15 protein-coding genes are annotated in these 17,035 nt (G+C 30.7%); 5 read left to right on the top strand and 10 right to left on the bottom strand.

What is annotated here, in order from left to right:
• Positions 1-4 precede the first annotated feature (4 nt).
• From B2741_RS09855 to tsaD, 8 genes are all read right to left on the bottom strand, one after another.
• A complete protein-coding gene (locus tag B2741_RS09855; protein ID WP_291138305.1) occupies positions 5-574 on the bottom strand; it encodes a hypothetical protein in 570 nt (189 codons plus the stop codon).
• A gap of 5 nt (positions 575-579) precedes the next feature.
• Positions 580-1,758: a THUMP-like domain-containing protein gene (locus B2741_RS09860; protein WP_291138308.1), complete on the bottom strand. Its 1,179-nt coding sequence runs from the start codon at positions 1,756-1,758 to the stop codon at positions 580-582.
• A 2-nt stretch (positions 1,759-1,760) separates the two neighbouring features.
• On the bottom strand, positions 1,761-2,855 hold the full coding sequence (locus tag B2741_RS09865; RefSeq protein ID WP_291138311.1) for an AI-2E family transporter: 1,095 nt from the start codon (positions 2,853-2,855) through the stop codon (positions 1,761-1,763).
• Positions 2,856-2,934: 79 nt separating this feature from the next.
• Complete coding sequence (locus B2741_RS09870) at positions 2,935-3,894, bottom strand: zinc metalloprotease (protein WP_291138314.1); 960 nt, start codon at positions 3,892-3,894, stop codon at positions 2,935-2,937.
• A 306-nt stretch (positions 3,895-4,200) separates the two neighbouring features.
• Positions 4,201-4,842 (bottom strand): DUF4159 domain-containing protein, encoded by a 642-nt coding sequence (locus B2741_RS09875; RefSeq protein ID WP_291138317.1) that lies wholly within the window; start codon positions 4,840-4,842, stop codon positions 4,201-4,203.
• Positions 4,835-5,539 (bottom strand): 16S rRNA (uracil(1498)-N(3))-methyltransferase, encoded by a 705-nt coding sequence (locus B2741_RS09880; protein ID WP_291138319.1) that lies wholly within the window; start codon positions 5,537-5,539, stop codon positions 4,835-4,837. The genes B2741_RS09875 and B2741_RS09880 overlap by 8 nt, the downstream gene beginning before the upstream one ends.
• 5 nt (positions 5,540-5,544) lie before the next feature.
• Positions 5,545-6,513, bottom strand: coding sequence for an alpha/beta hydrolase family protein (locus B2741_RS09885; protein WP_291138321.1), 969 nt, complete (start codon positions 6,511-6,513; stop codon positions 5,545-5,547).
• A 4-nt stretch (positions 6,514-6,517) separates the two neighbouring features.
• Positions 6,518-7,540 (bottom strand): tRNA (adenosine(37)-N6)-threonylcarbamoyltransferase complex transferase subunit TsaD, encoded by a 1,023-nt coding sequence (tsaD, locus tag B2741_RS09890; RefSeq protein ID WP_291138324.1) that lies wholly within the window; start codon positions 7,538-7,540, stop codon positions 6,518-6,520.
• 171 nt (positions 7,541-7,711) lie between these two features.
• Here tsaD and B2741_RS09895 point away from each other — a divergent pair, with 171 nt between their 5' ends.
• The 5 genes from B2741_RS09895 (at position 7,712) to B2741_RS09915 (ending at position 15,684) form a co-directional block, all read left to right on the top strand.
• The gene (locus B2741_RS09895; protein ID WP_291138327.1) at positions 7,712-12,142 is read left to right on the top strand and encodes a translocation/assembly module TamB domain-containing protein; all 4,431 of its coding nucleotides are present in this window, start codon (positions 7,712-7,714) and stop codon (positions 12,140-12,142) included.
• Between the two features lie 135 nt (positions 12,143-12,277).
• Positions 12,278-13,264 (top strand): 6-phosphofructokinase, encoded by a 987-nt coding sequence (gene pfkA / locus B2741_RS09900; RefSeq protein ID WP_291138330.1) that lies wholly within the window; start codon positions 12,278-12,280, stop codon positions 13,262-13,264.
• Between the two features lie 27 nt (positions 13,265-13,291).
• Positions 13,292-14,302: a type I glyceraldehyde-3-phosphate dehydrogenase gene (gene gap / locus B2741_RS09905; protein WP_291138333.1), complete on the top strand. Its 1,011-nt coding sequence runs from the start codon at positions 13,292-13,294 to the stop codon at positions 14,300-14,302.
• A gap of 74 nt (positions 14,303-14,376) precedes the next feature.
• Positions 14,377-15,228, top strand: a complete 852-nt coding sequence (locus B2741_RS09910) for an N-acetylglucosamine kinase (RefSeq protein ID WP_291138336.1) — start codon at positions 14,377-14,379, stop codon at positions 15,226-15,228.
• A gap of 84 nt (positions 15,229-15,312) precedes the next feature.
• Positions 15,313-15,684, top strand: a complete 372-nt coding sequence (locus tag B2741_RS09915) for a methylglyoxal synthase (protein ID WP_291138339.1) — start codon at positions 15,313-15,315, stop codon at positions 15,682-15,684.
• A 52-nt stretch (positions 15,685-15,736) separates the two neighbouring features.
• Here the strand turns inward: B2741_RS09915 and B2741_RS09920 are convergent, their stop codons facing one another.
• Positions 15,737-16,540, bottom strand: coding sequence for a hypothetical protein (locus B2741_RS09920; RefSeq protein ID WP_291138342.1), 804 nt, complete (start codon positions 16,538-16,540; stop codon positions 15,737-15,739).
• 103 nt (positions 16,541-16,643) lie between these two features.
• Positions 16,644-17,024, bottom strand: a complete 381-nt coding sequence (locus B2741_RS09925) for a RidA family protein (RefSeq protein ID WP_291138345.1) — start codon at positions 17,022-17,024, stop codon at positions 16,644-16,646.
• Between the last annotated feature and the right edge of the window lie 11 nt (positions 17,025-17,035).

Below are 17,035 nucleotides of genomic sequence, written 5' to 3' on the forward strand. Positions count from 1 at the left end.
TTATTTACTCCACACACTTCATAAACTGCATAAAATAACTATCAGGTTTAGAAGTTGTTTTTAAAGTTTCTGAATTTAATTCGCTTTTTAGAACGTAATCTTTTGTTTCACCTGCAAATTGAATTCGCATTAAACTTATGGGACTGTTTTTTAATTCTTCGTAATTGGTTTTTGTGAAGTAAAAATAACCAGTTAATATTCTTATATTATTTTTTTCTCCTGAATCATACATAAGTTCACTACAAATTTCTTCGTCAGAATTTATTAATGTAATGATTTTTCCATTCATTAATTGTAATATGATTTTTGAGTTTTTTGATATGCAACTCGTTTTAATAAAGTCTTTACTTTTTTGCAATTGTTGTATACCAAGTACTGGAACTCCATTGTTGTTTAATAACCCAAAAAATAAGTATTCATTAGTGTTTCCAAATATTTTTTCATGCATTAACACATTCGGTAAAACTTTTAATGAAGTAGAATCGGTTTTTTCTTCAATGTCGTAAATGCAATCTTTATTTTGAGCGTTAACACTTAATGTTAGTAATAGTAGTAGCGATAAAATGTGTTTCATTTGGATTATAATTTGGTGCAAAGTAAAATTATTTTTTCATTATTCATATTGGTGGTAAAAAAAGCAAAAATTGTTCCACCATCTGTAATTTTATATTTTTTCTTAATTTCTTCAGGTTTTATCGGGAAATTTCTGGTAGAAACATTCATTTTTTTGCCTTGAATATGTTGTGAAATTTCTTTTTTCTGAAACGGAACAATGGCATCAATTTGAAACTTTCTTCCAGGGAAATCGATGAGTTCGTCCGATGTGTATAAGTGCGAATGTTGGTGCAATTTTCCAACAGCAAACAATTCGGAAACGGCTTCAAATCCGCCTGATTTCATTAAAGATGCATTGGGTTCGTATAGATATTTTTTCGGTAAACTATAACGCGCTGAATACGATTTTGAACTTTCAATTTTGGTTATCGTTTGTTTTTCTTTTTCGATATTCACCGCTATAATTTCTGGTGCTTCATTAAAATTATTTTCAATTTTCCAAAGCAATTCTTTTACTTCATTGTCAACCGCTACGATATGAATTTCTGCTACATTTTTCAATTCTAATAATCCAGCATGAAGGTCTAAAATAGGAGCGGTTTTGATTAAAATGGTATCCGTAAATTGATAATAAAAATCTTGCAAATCAACTACATTTGGCAAACAATCGGCTAACATAAAGACTTTGCCTTTCGCATCATTTCTTCTAGAAGGATCAATGTAAATACAATCAAACTTTTGATTCAATTGTTCCAATATTCCTGTGCTATCTCCTTGATAACATTCGATATTTGTTACTTGTAAAACTTCAAAATTATGTGTTACGATTTTAGATAAATCAGCATTCAATTCACAATGAATAACGGATTTGAATTGTTTGGAAAAGTAGTAATCGTCAATCCCAAATCCGCCCGTACAATCTATTAATTTTTCGCCAGAAACTAATGAAGCTTTATATTTTGCGGTTATTTCTGATGACGTTTGCTCAATTGAAATTTTCTCTGGATAAATAATATTTTCAGATGAAAACCAAGTAGGCAATTTATCTTTCGCTTTCTTTTTCGCGATGATTTGATTGATGATAGTTGTGTAATTTACTTCAGGAAAAGGGTTTTTCTTTAAAGCTAATTTCGAGCTATCTTCATTCAGATTTTGGTTAATAAAATCCTGTATTTCAGTATGTAAAAGATATTCTAAATTCAAAGCTATAAATTTTTAGTAAGCGCCTTTATGATTTTATTATCAGGTAAAAATTCTTTACCAATAACTTTTAAAGAAGTATAAAACGGAACTGCGATAATCATTCCTGAAATCCCGAATAAAATTCCAGCAATTAATATCACTAAAAAAATTTCTAAAGGATGCGAATTGGTGCTTTTAGAAAAAATAAGAGGCGAACTAAAATTGTTGTCTATTACTTGTACTAAAGACATTCCGATTAGCACATAAATTGCTGTTGGAAGCGTTTCGGTAGCAAAATCTGCACCAGAACCTATACCGCTAGTCATAATTAATAATCCTGCAACAATTGATGCAATTAGAGGACCTACGTAAGGTACAATATTAAAAATAGCGCATAATAAGGCAATTATAATAGCATTTTCAACACCAAAAATTATAAATATAATTAGATATAAAAGCATTATAATAGTTAATTGCAGCAACAATCCTAAGAAATATCGTGATAACAGATGATTGATATCTTGTATAGAATTCAATACTTTTTCTTTTTGATTTTCAGGTAGTAATCGTTTGAATTTTAGATATAATACGTCTTTTTCTTTTAAAAGGAAGAATGTGATGAAAAGTACCGATGCAAATCCCATACTAAAACTTCCTAATGTGCTTAAAAAACTATTTAAAAAATTAGGTATAAACTCAAAAGTTGCAAATGAAGAAAGTTTACTACTTTGTATGAGTTGTTTAGTATTTATGTTATATGAGTCTAAAAAAACTGTAATGTTTTCAAGTAATAAATGATAGTTTTTTTCCAATGAGCTAACATCTAATAACGATAAATTTTCGCCTTGTGCTAATAATAAGGGTACGAAAAGCAATACAAATCCAGATATAACAAGGAAAGCTATTAGTAAAGACGAAATAACGGCTAATGTATTTCTAAATTTGAATCTTCGTTTTAAAAAATTAACTAAAGGATTCAATAGTAATGAAATTACAATTGCGATAATACAATACAATATTACAGTTGTAATTTGATACAAAAAAAACAAAACCAAGCATGATGCAACTAATATAGCAACAGCTCTTACAATTCCTATTGATAATTCTTTTGATGTCATTGCTTTCTTTTTGGCTAAAATAAAAAAAACTCACCACATAATGGTGAGTTTTCCTAATTAACTCAAATGTTTCATTTGATTATGGCTGTGCAAATGAAAATCTTGAACCTCCAGAAGCAAAAATGGCTAGCATTCTGCTTTTTTGTCCGTTTGAAAACATGTACATTCCAGCGTCATCTGTGTAGTCCATGTAATTCATTGTCATTTCTATAGGTGTTCCTGAACAAGTAGAGTAGTGTGGGAATGCAGGAATTCCGTAATTAGCTGTATTGTGAGTAGGAGTATCGCTTACTAAATCGCTACCGCAAGTAGTATCGCCCCAAATATGTCTTAAATTCATCCAGTGACCCACTTCGTGAGTTGCTGTTCTTCCTTTATTGAAAGGAGCAGTTGCAGTACCAGTAGTTCCTAAATATTTTGAATCAATAACAACTCCGTCAGTTGCAGATGAACCACCTGGGAATTGTGCGTAACCTAAAATTCCACCACCAATAGTACAAACCCATAAATTTAATTTAGTTGTTGGTGAAGTAGGATTAAGTCCTCCTTGATTACTTTTTTTCATAGCATCACGAGTTCCCCATGATGATTTTGTAGTTGATTTTCTGTACACAGCATCTAGTACAAATGAAATTCCAACATTAGCTTTTACACCTGAGAAAGTAGTAGGTACCTGATTAAAATCGCTATTTAAAGCATTAAAATCCTTATTTAAAACATCAATTTGAGATTGAATTTGTGTTAAAGAAATATTTTCAGCAGCAGTTCTGTACAATACGTTTACCACAACTGGAATTTGAATTTTACCATTAACCAGTCTTCCGTTTGTAATAGCATTTTGAGTAAATCTCTCAATTTCTTGCATTTTTGCGGCTAATTCAGGGTTTTCTCTTAATTGTTGTTCATGTACTTCGTGTGATGCACATCCTCTGTGATCGTGTTTTGAAGTTGCTGCTAATTCACTAGAAGAACTAGATTCTTCGTTACTACAGGAAACTAATAATAGTAACGAAACTGCTGATAAAAGAAGTTTTTTCATAAATAATACATTTTAGTTAGTTGATTTTGGTTGATAATCATTTTAATAACGATATTTTAATTTTTTATTATAATGTTTGTTTTTTCTACAATAAATCAAAGTTTTTGTAAAAAGGTATTCATTATTTTTTCTAAATAGTTATTAAATGTTTCAATTCAAAACTAAAAAACTTCTGTATAATTATTGTTACAGATTTTCTGTATATTTTCAATTTAATTTTTCAATGTTTATTGAGATTTTGAAAAAAAAATGAAGTTTTTTAAAACAAAGAGGAGTTAAAAGTAAATTTTTAAGTTTTAAAAAAAGTTAATTCTTAAAAACGTAATTGATGATATTAGCACCCATTTTCAATGCTTTTTCTCGGGTTGATTGTGGATTATTATGTACTTCGGCATCTTCCCAACCGTCACCTAAGTCAGTTTCATAGGTGTAAAGTAAAACAATTCTACCATCAATAAAAATACCAAAAGCTTGCGGTTTTTGATTGTCGTGCTCGTGAATTTTAGGTAATCCACCAGAAAAGGTAAAAGGTTCTTGAAATAAAATGTGATTGGAAGGAATTTCAGTAAGAGGATTATCAGGAAATATTTTTTTGATTTCTTTTCGAATGAATTCGTTCATTCCGTAATTGTCATCAATATGTAAAAAACCACCTGAAGTAAGGTAATTTCTCAGATTAATTACGTCATTAGTGCTAAAAACTACGTTTCCATGACCAGTCATGTGGACAAATGGGTAGGTAAATATTTCTGCACTTCCTACTTCAACAGTAGCGATTTTAGTATTTAAATTGGTCTTGATATTTTGATTACAAAATTTAGCTAAATTGGGTAAAGAAGTTGGATTCGCATACCAATCGCCACCACCAGAATATTTAGCAACAGCGATTTCTTGGGTAAAGCCCAAGTTCCAAACTAATAAAATTCCAAAAGCTAAAAATTTATTCATTTATCAATGTAATGGTGTGGCAAGCTACTAAAGCTGCGGTTTCTGTTCGTAACCTTGTATTTCCCAAAGTTACAGGAATAAAATTATTTTCAATAGCCAAATTGATTTCTTTTGTAGAAAAATCGCCTTCCGGACCAATTAAGATAGTTACTTTTTCATTTTTATTCACTTCATTTTTAAACGATTTTTTATCCGTTTTTTCGCAATGAGCGATGAATTTTTGTCCGTCAATGTTTGATTTTACAAATTGAGAAAGCGAAATTGGTTCATTAATTTTAGGTAAATAATAATGTAACGATTGTTTCATAGCGGCTTGAATAATTTTTTCCGCTCTATCAATTTTATACACTTTTCGTTCCGAATGATCACATATTATAGGTGTAATTTCGTGAATACCAATTTCAGTTGCTTTTTCTAAAAACCATTCTAATCGGTCGTTCATTTTGGTTGGTGCAACGGCAATATGTGTGTAAAAAGAATCTGGTTTTTTGAAGGTTTCTTTGATTATTTTAACTTCACATTTTTTCTCAGAGGCTAAAACAATTTCAGATTCAAATAAAAATCCTAATCCATTAGTAATAAATATTTTATCGATTTCTTTTTTACGTAATACTTTAACTATGTGTTTACTTTCTTCTTTGTCGAAAAAGAAGTTTAAATCACCTTGTTTAATATCGGAATTATAGAATAGTTGCATGTGATTTAATTTTTATTTAGCCAATTTTTCCAATCTTTACCAACGCTTTCCCAATTGTATATTTCATAGTTTGGTTCTCTTTTTTCATTAACTGGAAAAAAATTATGTTCAACATCGAAATAAGGTTTGAATTCTAAATTTTTTAAACCTGATTGAATGCTTTCAATTTGTAACAAATGAATAAATGGCGCATTCCAATCTTTTGTGCCAAATGTAATCAAAACAGGAATTTTAAGTTCTTTAAGATAATTAGCTGATGGTTGAGAAAAATCATAAGTTGCTTTATAAGTATCACCACCATTATATTCTAAATTGTTTTTATTTTCAACGACAAATTTCCAATAATCGATTAAATTATAATTTTTTCGTTTGTATACTTCTTCTTCAAGAATATTTAAAATTCTACCGTAAGGATTTCCACCAGAATAAATTAAATGTGTTACACTTTTATTTCTAGTAGCTAATTTAGCTGCAATTGTGCTTCCTTCTGAGTGACCAGCAAGCACTAATTTGTCTTTTGAAATCCATTTTTCTTTAATTAATTTGTTGATTATAAAATTATTTCGTTCAACATAATAATCTAAATAATTGTGATCTGAATATACTTTTGGAATACTATCGTTTTCTACTAAATGTTGATAATTATTTTTTAAATCTTTTACATCTGAAATTACAGGAATGCCTGGTTTACCAACGATAACTACATGAAATTCATTTAAAAAATCGTTAACATCAAAAGGAAAAGTACCATACAAACCATTTTCATCATATTTTAACAAGGGTTGAGGCATACTTCCTTGACAGAAAAAAAATAATGGCTTCTTACTATTTTCTTCTCCTTTTTTAGATTGGACTAAAACATCAACAATTGTTTTTTTATATGTAAAAGTTAAATGCTTATATCCAAAATCTTCTGGTTTTTTTTGACCAAAAGTTATTAAAGATATTAAGAGTAGAAAAAAGATTTTTTTCATTGATTTAAAATTCAATTCGTGCTTTAGACGTTATTTCAGCGTTACTAAAATTTTCTTCTAAAAAGTTGTAATAACCTACAATTCCAATCATCGCTGCGTTATCGGTTGTGTATTCAAATTTAGGAATGTAAGTTTTCCAACCGTATTTTTTTTCTGCTTCTTTCAATGTACTTCTAATTCCAGAATTTGCCGAAACACCACCACCAATTGCAATCTGATTAATTCCCGTTTCAGCAACCGCTAATTTCAGCTTATCCATTAAAATATTGATAATGGTATATTGTATAGAAGCACAGATATCGGCTTTGTTTTCTTCAATAAAATTAGGGTTCAAAGCCACATTTTTTTGAACGAAATATAAAATTTGAGTTTTTAATCCACTAAAACTAAAGTTCAATCCGTCAACTTTTGGTTTGGTAAACGGAAACGCTTTCGGATTTCCTTCTTGGGCAAATTTGTCAACTAAAGGTCCGCCGGGATAGGGAAGTCCTAATATTTTGGCGCTTTTATCAAATGCTTCACCAACAGCATCATCGGTAGTTTCGCCAATAATTTCCATATCAAAAAAGCTATTCACTTTTACAATTTGCGTGTGTCCACCAGAAATAGTCAAGGCAATAAACGGAAATGTTGGTTTTTCATAACCTTCTTCGGCAATAAAATGGGCTAAAATATGAGCTTTCATGTGATTAATTGCAATCAACGGAATGTCTAACGCCATACTCATTGATTTAGCAAATGAACCACCTACTAAAAGTGAACCCATTAATCCTGGACCTTGCGTAAAAGCTATGCAATTCAAGTCGTTTTTTGTAATTCCAGCCTTTTTAATAGCAACATCAACAACTGGAACAATATTTTGTTGGTGCGCTCTAGATGCTAATTCTGGAACAACGCCACCATATTCTTCATGAATTGCCTGACGCGCCACAATATTTGATAATACTACATCGTTACAAAGTACAGCAGCAGCAGTGTCATCACACGAACTTTCAATTGCTAAAGTATATATTTTTCTTTCTGTCATTTTAGGCATGAAATTTGAACTAAAGATATTACAATTATCTTACAAAATTCCCTATTTTTGTTGGGTTATACACAAAAGGGATAATTTTGACGCAAATTTAAAACAAAAGAACGTATCAAAAAATTTAAAAAAATACTATTTCGAACCTTAGTTGCAATATTATTGCTTCTCTTGTTATTGGGTATTCTTTTGTCGTTGCCTTTTGTTCAAACTTATTTAGGAAAATATGCAACCGATAGTTTAAACAAATCATTTGGAACCAATATTTCAATTGGTAAAGTTGCTATAACGCCTTTTGGTAGTGTAAAATTAGGGGAAGTGTTGGTTTTAGACCATCATCAAGACACTTTATTCTATATTAAAAAACTAAATACTTCTATTTTAAGTTTCAAAGAAATTTATGTTTCAGGTCATCCTTACATGAATGATGTTGTACTTCACGGATTAGACGCACGTATTGTGAATTACAAAGATGAAAAGTATACTAATCTTGATAAATTCATTGAAGCATTTGATGATGGTTCGCCTTCTTCTGGAAAATTTAGAATGAAAGCCAATAAAATGACTGTTTTTAACAGCCGTTTTCAATACATCGATCACAATCTTAAAACTCCAAAAATGCTTGATTTTACTCAGCTTAATGGAGAAATTGAAAATTTTTTTATTAAAGGAGCAAATGTTACTACTTACATTGATAAGTTATCGTTTAAAGATCATCGAGGATTAGTGGTTGAAAATATTACATCTGATTTTACCTATACTAAAAAGAATATTTTGCTAGATGGTTTGTCGATGAAAACGCCTGAATCGGAAATGAAAGGCAGAGTAGAGTTGAAATACAACCGAAAAGATTTTTCTGATTTTAATAACAAGGTAGTTTTTGATGTTCAATTTGATAAAGCTTCGATTGCGTCAAACGATTTGAATTATTTCTACAACGAATTTGGAAAAAACAATGTTTTCTATGTGGATACGCATTTGATAGGAACGTTGAACAATTTCACAACACATAATTTAAAATTAGTTGATAAAAATCAATCAGAGATTGTTGGAACCATTAATTTTCAGAATCTTTTTAGCAAAGGCGATCAGAGTTTTTACATGAAAGGAAACTTTGACCGACTTACTTCTAGTTATGAGCGATTAAAAGCGATTTTGCCTCGAATTTTAGGTAAAAATTTACCATCAACTTTAGATAAGTTAGGTACTGTAAACATGATTGGTGGAGTCGAATTAACTCAGAAATATATTAACGCGGATGTTTATTTGATGTCTAAATTAGGCGAATTAGAAAGTAATTTGTCAATGCAAAATATTGATGTTATTGATAACGCATTGTACAAAGGAAATTTAATTTTAAATGATTTTGATTTAGGAACTTTGTTAGGCAAACAAGAAATTGGTAGAGCAACCGTAAATTTAGATGTAGACGGAAGAGGATTTACTCAAAAATTATTGAATACTGCAATTAAAGGAGAAATACAAAAATTCTATTATAACGGTTACAACTATCAAAATATCACGGTTGATGGAAGTATGAAAATGCCTTATTATAAAGGGTATTTTAATAGTAATGATCCTAATTTAAAAATGGATTTTGATGGAACAATTGATTTGAGTTTAAAAGCTAAAAATTATGATTTTAAAGCCCAAATTGACTATGCCGATTTATATATTTTGAATTTATACAAGAAAGATTCTATTTCTATTTTTAAAGGAAATATCAACTTTAAAGCGGCAGGAAATTCTGTTGACGATTTAGCAGGAACCTTACAAATTAATGATGTTTCGTATCAAAACAGCAAAGATTCCTACTTTTTTGATGATTTTGAAATTGTTTCTTCTTTTGATAGTGATAGAGTACGAACAATTGATGTCAACTCTCCAGATATTATTACTGGTCAAATTGTTGGAAAATACAAGGTTAGTCAGGTGCAAAAAATGGTAGAAAATGCGCTTGGAAGTTTGTATGCCAATTATTCTCCAAATAAATTAGAAAAAGGACAATTCATAAACTTCGATTTAACGCTTCACGACAAAATTGTAGAAGTATTTGTTCCCGATGTTAAAATATCTGAAAACACTAAGCTTAAAGGAAAAATTAATGGAGATGAAGGAAAATTTGTCTTCGATTTTACTTCGCCTAATATAGTCGCATTCAACAATACTATTGACAATATAAAAATTGATATCGATAATAAAAATCCGATATACAACGCTTACATAACGGTTGATTCTATTAAAAATGACAAATATAAGATTGCCGATTTTAATTTGATTAACGTTACGTTAAACGATACTTTGTTTGTGCGTTCCGAATTTAAAGGAGGTCCAAAAAGTGAGGATACTTATGATTTAAACTTGTATCACACAATAAATGAAGAGAAACAATCTATTTTAGGATTTAAAAAATCAGAAGTAAAATTTAAAGATTATGTATGGTTCATCAATGAAGGTGAAACCAACGACAATAAAATAATTTTTGATAAATACCTTAAAAATTTCAATTTTGAAAAGTTGACTTTATCTCATAATAACCAAAAAATTGATTTCTTTGGTACCATGCGCGATTCAACGTATAAAGATTTTAAGTTAACTTTTGATGATGTAGATTTAAATAAAGTAACGCCTTCATTAGATAGTTTGTCTTTTGGTGGAAAAGTAAATGGAAATATAACATACAAACAAGATCGAAATAAATACGAACCTATTTCTAATCTTACCATTGATAGCTTAAAAATCAATCAGTTTTTATTAGGCGATTTAGATTTTAAAATTGAAGGAAATGAAAACTTTAATCAGTTTAAAGTCAATTCTAGTTTAAAGCAAGACGGACAAGAACACTTTTTCTTAGATGGGAATGTAAATTTTGTTGGTCAACAATCTAGTTTGGATTTGGTAGCTGGGTTTGAGAAGTTTAATTTAGCGCCTTTTGGTTCATTACTAGGTAATGTTTTGTCAGATGTTAGAGGAAATGCAACAGGTCGTGCTACAATTGGAGGTTCATTGACAGAGCCCGAAATGGATGGACGTCTATATCTTAACGATGCAGGAATGCGAGTTCCATATTTGAATGTAGATTATGCTTTTGAGAAAAATGCCATAATAGATTTAACCGAGCATCAATTTAGCTTGAGAAAAATTGAAGTAACCGATACCAAATACAAAACCAAAGGGGTAATTGATGGTACCATCCGACATGAAAATCTTGGAGATTGGGAGCTTGATTTGCACTTGGTTTCTGATAATATTTTGGCTTTAGACACCAAAGATTCAGAAGATGCCTATTATTACGGAACAGCTTTTATGAAAGGAAAAGCTAGTATCACTGGTTCTGTAGATGCTTTAAATATCAAAGTAGCAGGTGAATCTGAAAAAGGTACTTCTATTAAAATTCCTGTTAATGATGAAGAAGATTTAGGAAACAATTCTTTTATCAATTTTATGACAGTAGAAGAATATCAAAAATCATTAACTGAAAAAATTGTTAAAGAAAATAGATATGAGGGAATAGAGCTTGATTTTAATTTCGATATTGATACCGATACAGATATAGAAATTATATTAAATCGAGAAACCGGACACGCCATGAAAGGTAAGGGGTATGGTTCTATGCAAATGAATATTAATACTTTAGGTAAATTTGAAATGTATGGAGATTTTCAAGTTCAGGAAGGAGAATACAATTTCAAATATGGCGGTATTATTGATAAAAAATTTAATGTAGAAAAAGGAGGAACCATACGTTGGGATGGTGACCCAATGAATGCTGTTTTAGACTTAAAAGCAACTTATAAAACAATGGCAAATCCAGCAGTTTTAGTTGAGAGTTCGTCCTTAAATAGAAAAGTAGATACAAACGTAACTATTTTATTAAACGGTAATTTAAGTAATCCTCAACCTGATTTCAATATCGATTTCCCTACGGTTAGTTCGGTTTTAAAGAGCGAAATTGATTATAAATTGCAGGATAAAGATACACGACAAACACAAGCATTTGCTTTAATGGCAACGGGTTCATTTGTTACAGCAGAATCCTCTAGTAACGCTGCTTATGGATCATTAATTGAAGGAGCAAGTTCTATTATTAATGGTTTGTTTGCAGATCAAGATAGCAACTTGCAATTAGGATTAGATTATTCTCAAGGAAATAGATTAACGGATATTTCAGATAGGGTTGGAGTGACTATGAATACTCGAATCAATGATAGAATTTCTATTAATGGTAAAGTTGGAGTTCCTGTAGGAGGTGTTACTGAGTCTGTTATTGTTGGAAATTTAGAAGTTTTAATTCAAATTAATGAAGATGGTTCGCTTAACGCACACGTATTTAACCGTGAAAACGACATCAATTACGTAGGAGAAGGTATTGGATATACACAAGGTCTTGGAATTACGTATAATGTTGAATTTAATACGTTTAAAGAAATGATGCAAAAAATATTCAATACAAATAAAAAGAAGAAAGATCCATCTAAATCACAAGATGACTTACCTGATTCAGAATTTCCACCTGAATTTATTGAATTCATCAATCAGCGTAAAGCCAAATCTAACGATGCAACAAAAGAGGAACCTGAAAAAGTTCCTGAAATAGATTAATTCGTAGTTTTTTAGTATAAAAATCATAAAGTTATTAACGAAAACGTTTGAATTTGCAGCTATTACTAAATAGTTTGCAAGAATCACTGTTTTTTAATTTTTCGTTTTATAACTTTACATAAACAATCAAAATATATGTCAACAAAGATTAAAAGAGTAGGTGTTTTAACTTCTGGAGGAGATTCTCCAGGGATGAATGCTGCCATTCGTGCAGTAGTTAGAGCTTGTGCTTATTATAATATAGAATGTGTTGGTATTTACAGAGGATACCAAGGAATGATAGAAGGTGATTTTAAAGAAATGGGACCTCGTGATGTGAAAAACATTATTAATAAAGGAGGAACCATTTTAAAATCAGCACGTTCTGCAGAATTTCGTACCGCAGAAGGAAGAAAAAGAGCGTACGAAAATTTAGTAGCCGCAGGGATTGATTCATTTGTTGTAATTGGTGGAGATGGTAGTTTCACTGGTGCTGAAATTTTTAATGAAGAATATAAATTTCCTGTAATCGGAATTCCTGGAACCATTGATAATGATATTTATGGAACAAGCCACACTTTAGGATATGACACCGCCTTAAATACGGTAATTGATGCCATTGATAAAATCAGAGATACCGCAAACTCACACAACCGATTATTCTTCGTAGAAGTAATGGGAAGAGATGCAGGTCACATAGCACTAAACGCAGGTATTGGAGCAGGAGCAGAGGAAATTCTAATCCCAGAAGAAGATTTTGGTTTAGACCGATTAGTAGAATCGTTAAAAAGAAGTAAAGGTTCAGGAAAAACTTCAAGTATTGTTGTAGTTTCTGAAGGAGATAAAATTGGTAAAAATGTTTTCGAATTAAAAGATTACATAGAAGAAAACATGCCAGAATATGACGTTCGTGTTTCGGTTTTAGGCCACATGCAACGCGGTGGTTCTCCATCTTGTTTTGACCGAGTTTTAGCTTCTAGATTAGGAGTTAAAGCGGTTGAAACTTTATTAGAAGGAAAATCAAATTTTATGGTGGGTTTATATCAAGACAAAGTAACCTTAACACCATTAGAACAAGCCATTAAAGGACAAAGTGAAATAGATATGGAATTGGTAAAGGTATCTGATATCGTATCATCATAATAAAAATAGTAAATAAAAGAAAAGAAAATGTCAAAAGTAAAATTAGGAATTAACGGATTCGGTAGAATCGGAAGAATTGTATTCAGAGAAACATTTAACAGAGATAATGTAGAAGTTGTAGCTATCAATGATTTATTAGATGTAGATCATTTGGCTTATCTATTAAAATACGATTCAGTTCATGGGCGTTTTAATGGAAAAGTCGAAGTAAAAGAAGGTAAATTATATGTAAATGATAAATTTATTCGTGTAACATCAGAAAGAGACCCAAAATTAATTAAATGGGACGATAAAGACGTAGATGTTGACGTAGTTGCAGAATGTACAGGAATTTTTACCACTTTAGAAACAGCTCAAGCACATATTGACGGTGGTGCGAAAAAAGTAGTGATTTCATCTCCTTCGGCAGATGCTCCAATGTTTGTAATGGGAGTAAATCACACAGAAGCAAAAGCTACAGATACTATTGTTTCTAATGCCTCATGTACAACCAACTGTTTGGCACCGTTAGCAAAAGTTATCAATGATAATTTTGGTATTGTTGAAGGATTAATGACAACCGTTCATTCATCAACAGCAACACAAATGGTAGCTGATGGTCCTTCTAAGAAAGATTGGAGAGGCGGACGTGCTGCAAGTGTAAACATTATTCCATCTTCAACAGGAGCTGCAAAAGCGGTTGGAAAAGTGATTCCAGCATTAAACGGAAAACTAACAGGAATGTCATTTCGTGTACCAACAGTTGATGTTTCTGTTGTTGATTTAACCGTTAAATTAGCAAAAGAAACAACCTATGAAGAAATCATGAAAGTATTAAAATCGGCTTCCGAAAACGAAATGAAAGGTATTCTAGGATATACCGAAGATGATGTAGTTTCTCAAGATTTTGTTGGCGATTCAAGAACTTCTGTAGTAGATGCTAAAGCTGGAATTGGGTTAAACTCTACTTTCTTTAAATTGGTTTCTTGGTACGATAACGAATACGGATATTCAAGTAAATTAATCGACTTATCAGTACATATTGCTGGTTTAAAATAATATTTCTTTAAAAAAATCCCGTTACATTTGTGTGCGGGATTTTTTATTCCCAAAACTAAACTAACACCAACCAAATGAAATTATTAGTTGACAGTGGTTCTACTAAAGCCGATTGGATTGCTATTGATGATAACGGAAAAGTATTATTCACTACTCAAACTTTAGGATTAAACCCTGAAGTATTACACAAAGAAGAAATAATCAATCGTTTAGACGATAAATTTGATATTTCGCACAACAAAGACAAAGCTACTCACTTGTTCTTTTACGGAGCAGGTTGCGGAACTGATAGAATGAAAGACTTTCTAACTTTAGTTTTTCAAGAATATTTTAAAAATGCAGTAGTTGTGGTTCATGAAGACACCTATGCTGCGGTTTATGCAACTACTCCAAAAGATGAAAAAGCAATTGTTTGTATTTTAGGAACAGGTTCGAATTGTTCTTATTTTGATGGAAAAATATTGCATCAAAAAGTACAATCTCTCGGTTATATTGCGATGGATGATTGTTCTGGAAATCGTTTTGGACGTCATTTAATTCGGGGCTATTATTTTGGAAAAATGCCAAAAGAGTTAGCACAAGAATTTGAAGAAGAATACAATGTGGATGCTGATTATATTAAGCAAAACTTGTATAAAGAACCAAATCCAAATGCGTATTTAGCAACATTTGCAAAATTCTTAATCAAACACAAAGACACCGAATTTTGCCAAAAATTCATTCAAGAAGAAATGGAATGTTTTGTAGAAAACTACGTAGAACAGTTTGAAAATTGTAAAGAAGTTCCCGTACATTTTATAGGTTCGATTGCGTTTTATTTGAAAGAGGAATTAACGGAAATATTAAATAAACGAGGAATTACAATTGGAAATGTGTTACGAAGACCAATTGATGGTTTAATTGAATATCACATTTTAAACAAATAATTAAAATGAAACAGATAAAATCTCAAATCAGAAGCAATTGATTTGGGATTTTTTCTTTTTATATTTGTAATGAAATTAAAAAACATGGAAATAGCTATTATAGCACACGACGGAAAAAAAGCCGATATGGTGCAGTTTTTAAATAAAAACAAAGCCCTTTTATTAAAAGATAATCTTAAAATTATTGCTACCGGAACAACAGGCGGCAGGGCAGAAGCAGCCGGTTTTAAAGTAAAGAAAATGCTTTCAGGACCATTAGGTGGCGATGCTCAAATTGCAGCGCGTGTAGCAGAAGGAAAAACAAAAATGGTTTTATTCTTTAAAGATCCAAACTCCAGTCACGCCCACGAAGTGGATATTAATATGCTAATTCGTATTTGCGATGTACACAATGTGCCTTTAGCTACCAATGAAGCAACAGCGCAGTTGTTATTGTTGGGATTGGATGAAGTTTAACTTTTATGTATTTTGTAGTTACGGAATGTAATTCCGAGCGACCGAGATTTTATTAAGATAATTGACCTAAACCGCTGTTATCATAAGTATTTGTTAAATCATTCATTAAAAAATAATCTTTATCGATTTTATGGTTTTCAAACTCCTGAATAATTTTTTCTTTGATTTCTTCTGCTAATTTTTTTTCAATTTTACTATCCTGATCAAAAGTTTCGTTTAACATTTTTATTAGTTTTTCTTTTTCATTACTTTTCGATTCCATTTCTAACAATGTATCTATCACATAATTGCTTGTGATAATTGTGAAATCACTCTTTTTACATGTTTTTTTCATTTCCTGTAATGCGTACTCGATTTTAAAATTTTCAAAAAAAATTGAATAGAATTTTTCAAATCCATTTAAAATATCTGAATTATAGATTTCAAAGAAACTACCAATGATAAAAGCGAAAGGGGATCTTTTTAATGGTTCTATTGATCTTAGTAAAGTATTACCGTGACAAACAGCAAGATAAATACTCAATTGATTTTTGTATAAAATATTCAATTCTCTAAGTGGCTCGAGTAACTGTTTCCAAGTTATAAAGTCACCATTTTTTAATTCAATTCCATATTCACTTCCATGAATTTCAAAATGTAGAAAATAGAATTTATTTTCGGTTACTGCTTTCTTAATTAGTTCAGTAAATACTTTGAAAAAATCTTCACTATTACTGACGTCAAAAAAATCATTTTCAAGATAATTTTTTGAAAAAGAAATATATTTCAAAGTAGTTTCAAACAATTCTTTTCCAGTTTGTTTTTCATCTGAGCTTAAAGATTGAATTACTGCAACTCCTATTTTCTCCACTGTCATGATAATATTTCTGCTAACTAGTAAATAAAAACATAATTTAGCTAATATATAAAAAAATCCCCACAAAAATTGTGAGGATTTCATATTATAATGTCTAGCAAATTTATTTAACTGCTATCATTGAGATTTCAATATTTACATTTTTTGGTAAACAAGCTACTTGTACGGTTTCTCTTGCTGGCGCTGTAGCTTCGTCGAAATAGCTACCATAAACGGTATTAATTCTTGCAAAATCGCCCATATTCATAATGAAAATGGTGGTTTTAATTACGTTTTCAAACGTCATGTCGGCTGCAGTTAAAACAGCTTTCATGTTTTCCATTACTTGTTTGGTTTCGGTTTCAATATCGTCTAAAACCAACTCCATAGTGACTGGGTTTAAAGCAATTTGTCCAGAAGTGTATAAGGTGTTACCTACTAAAACTGCTTGGTTATAGGGTCCAATAGGAGCAGGCGCTTTATCGGTATAAATAATTTTTTTCATGTTGTAGTTTT

The sequence above is a fragment of the Flavobacterium sp. UBA7663 genome, assembly GCF_002483315.1.
Taxonomy (GTDB): Bacteria; Bacteroidota; Bacteroidia; order Flavobacteriales; family Flavobacteriaceae; genus Flavobacterium.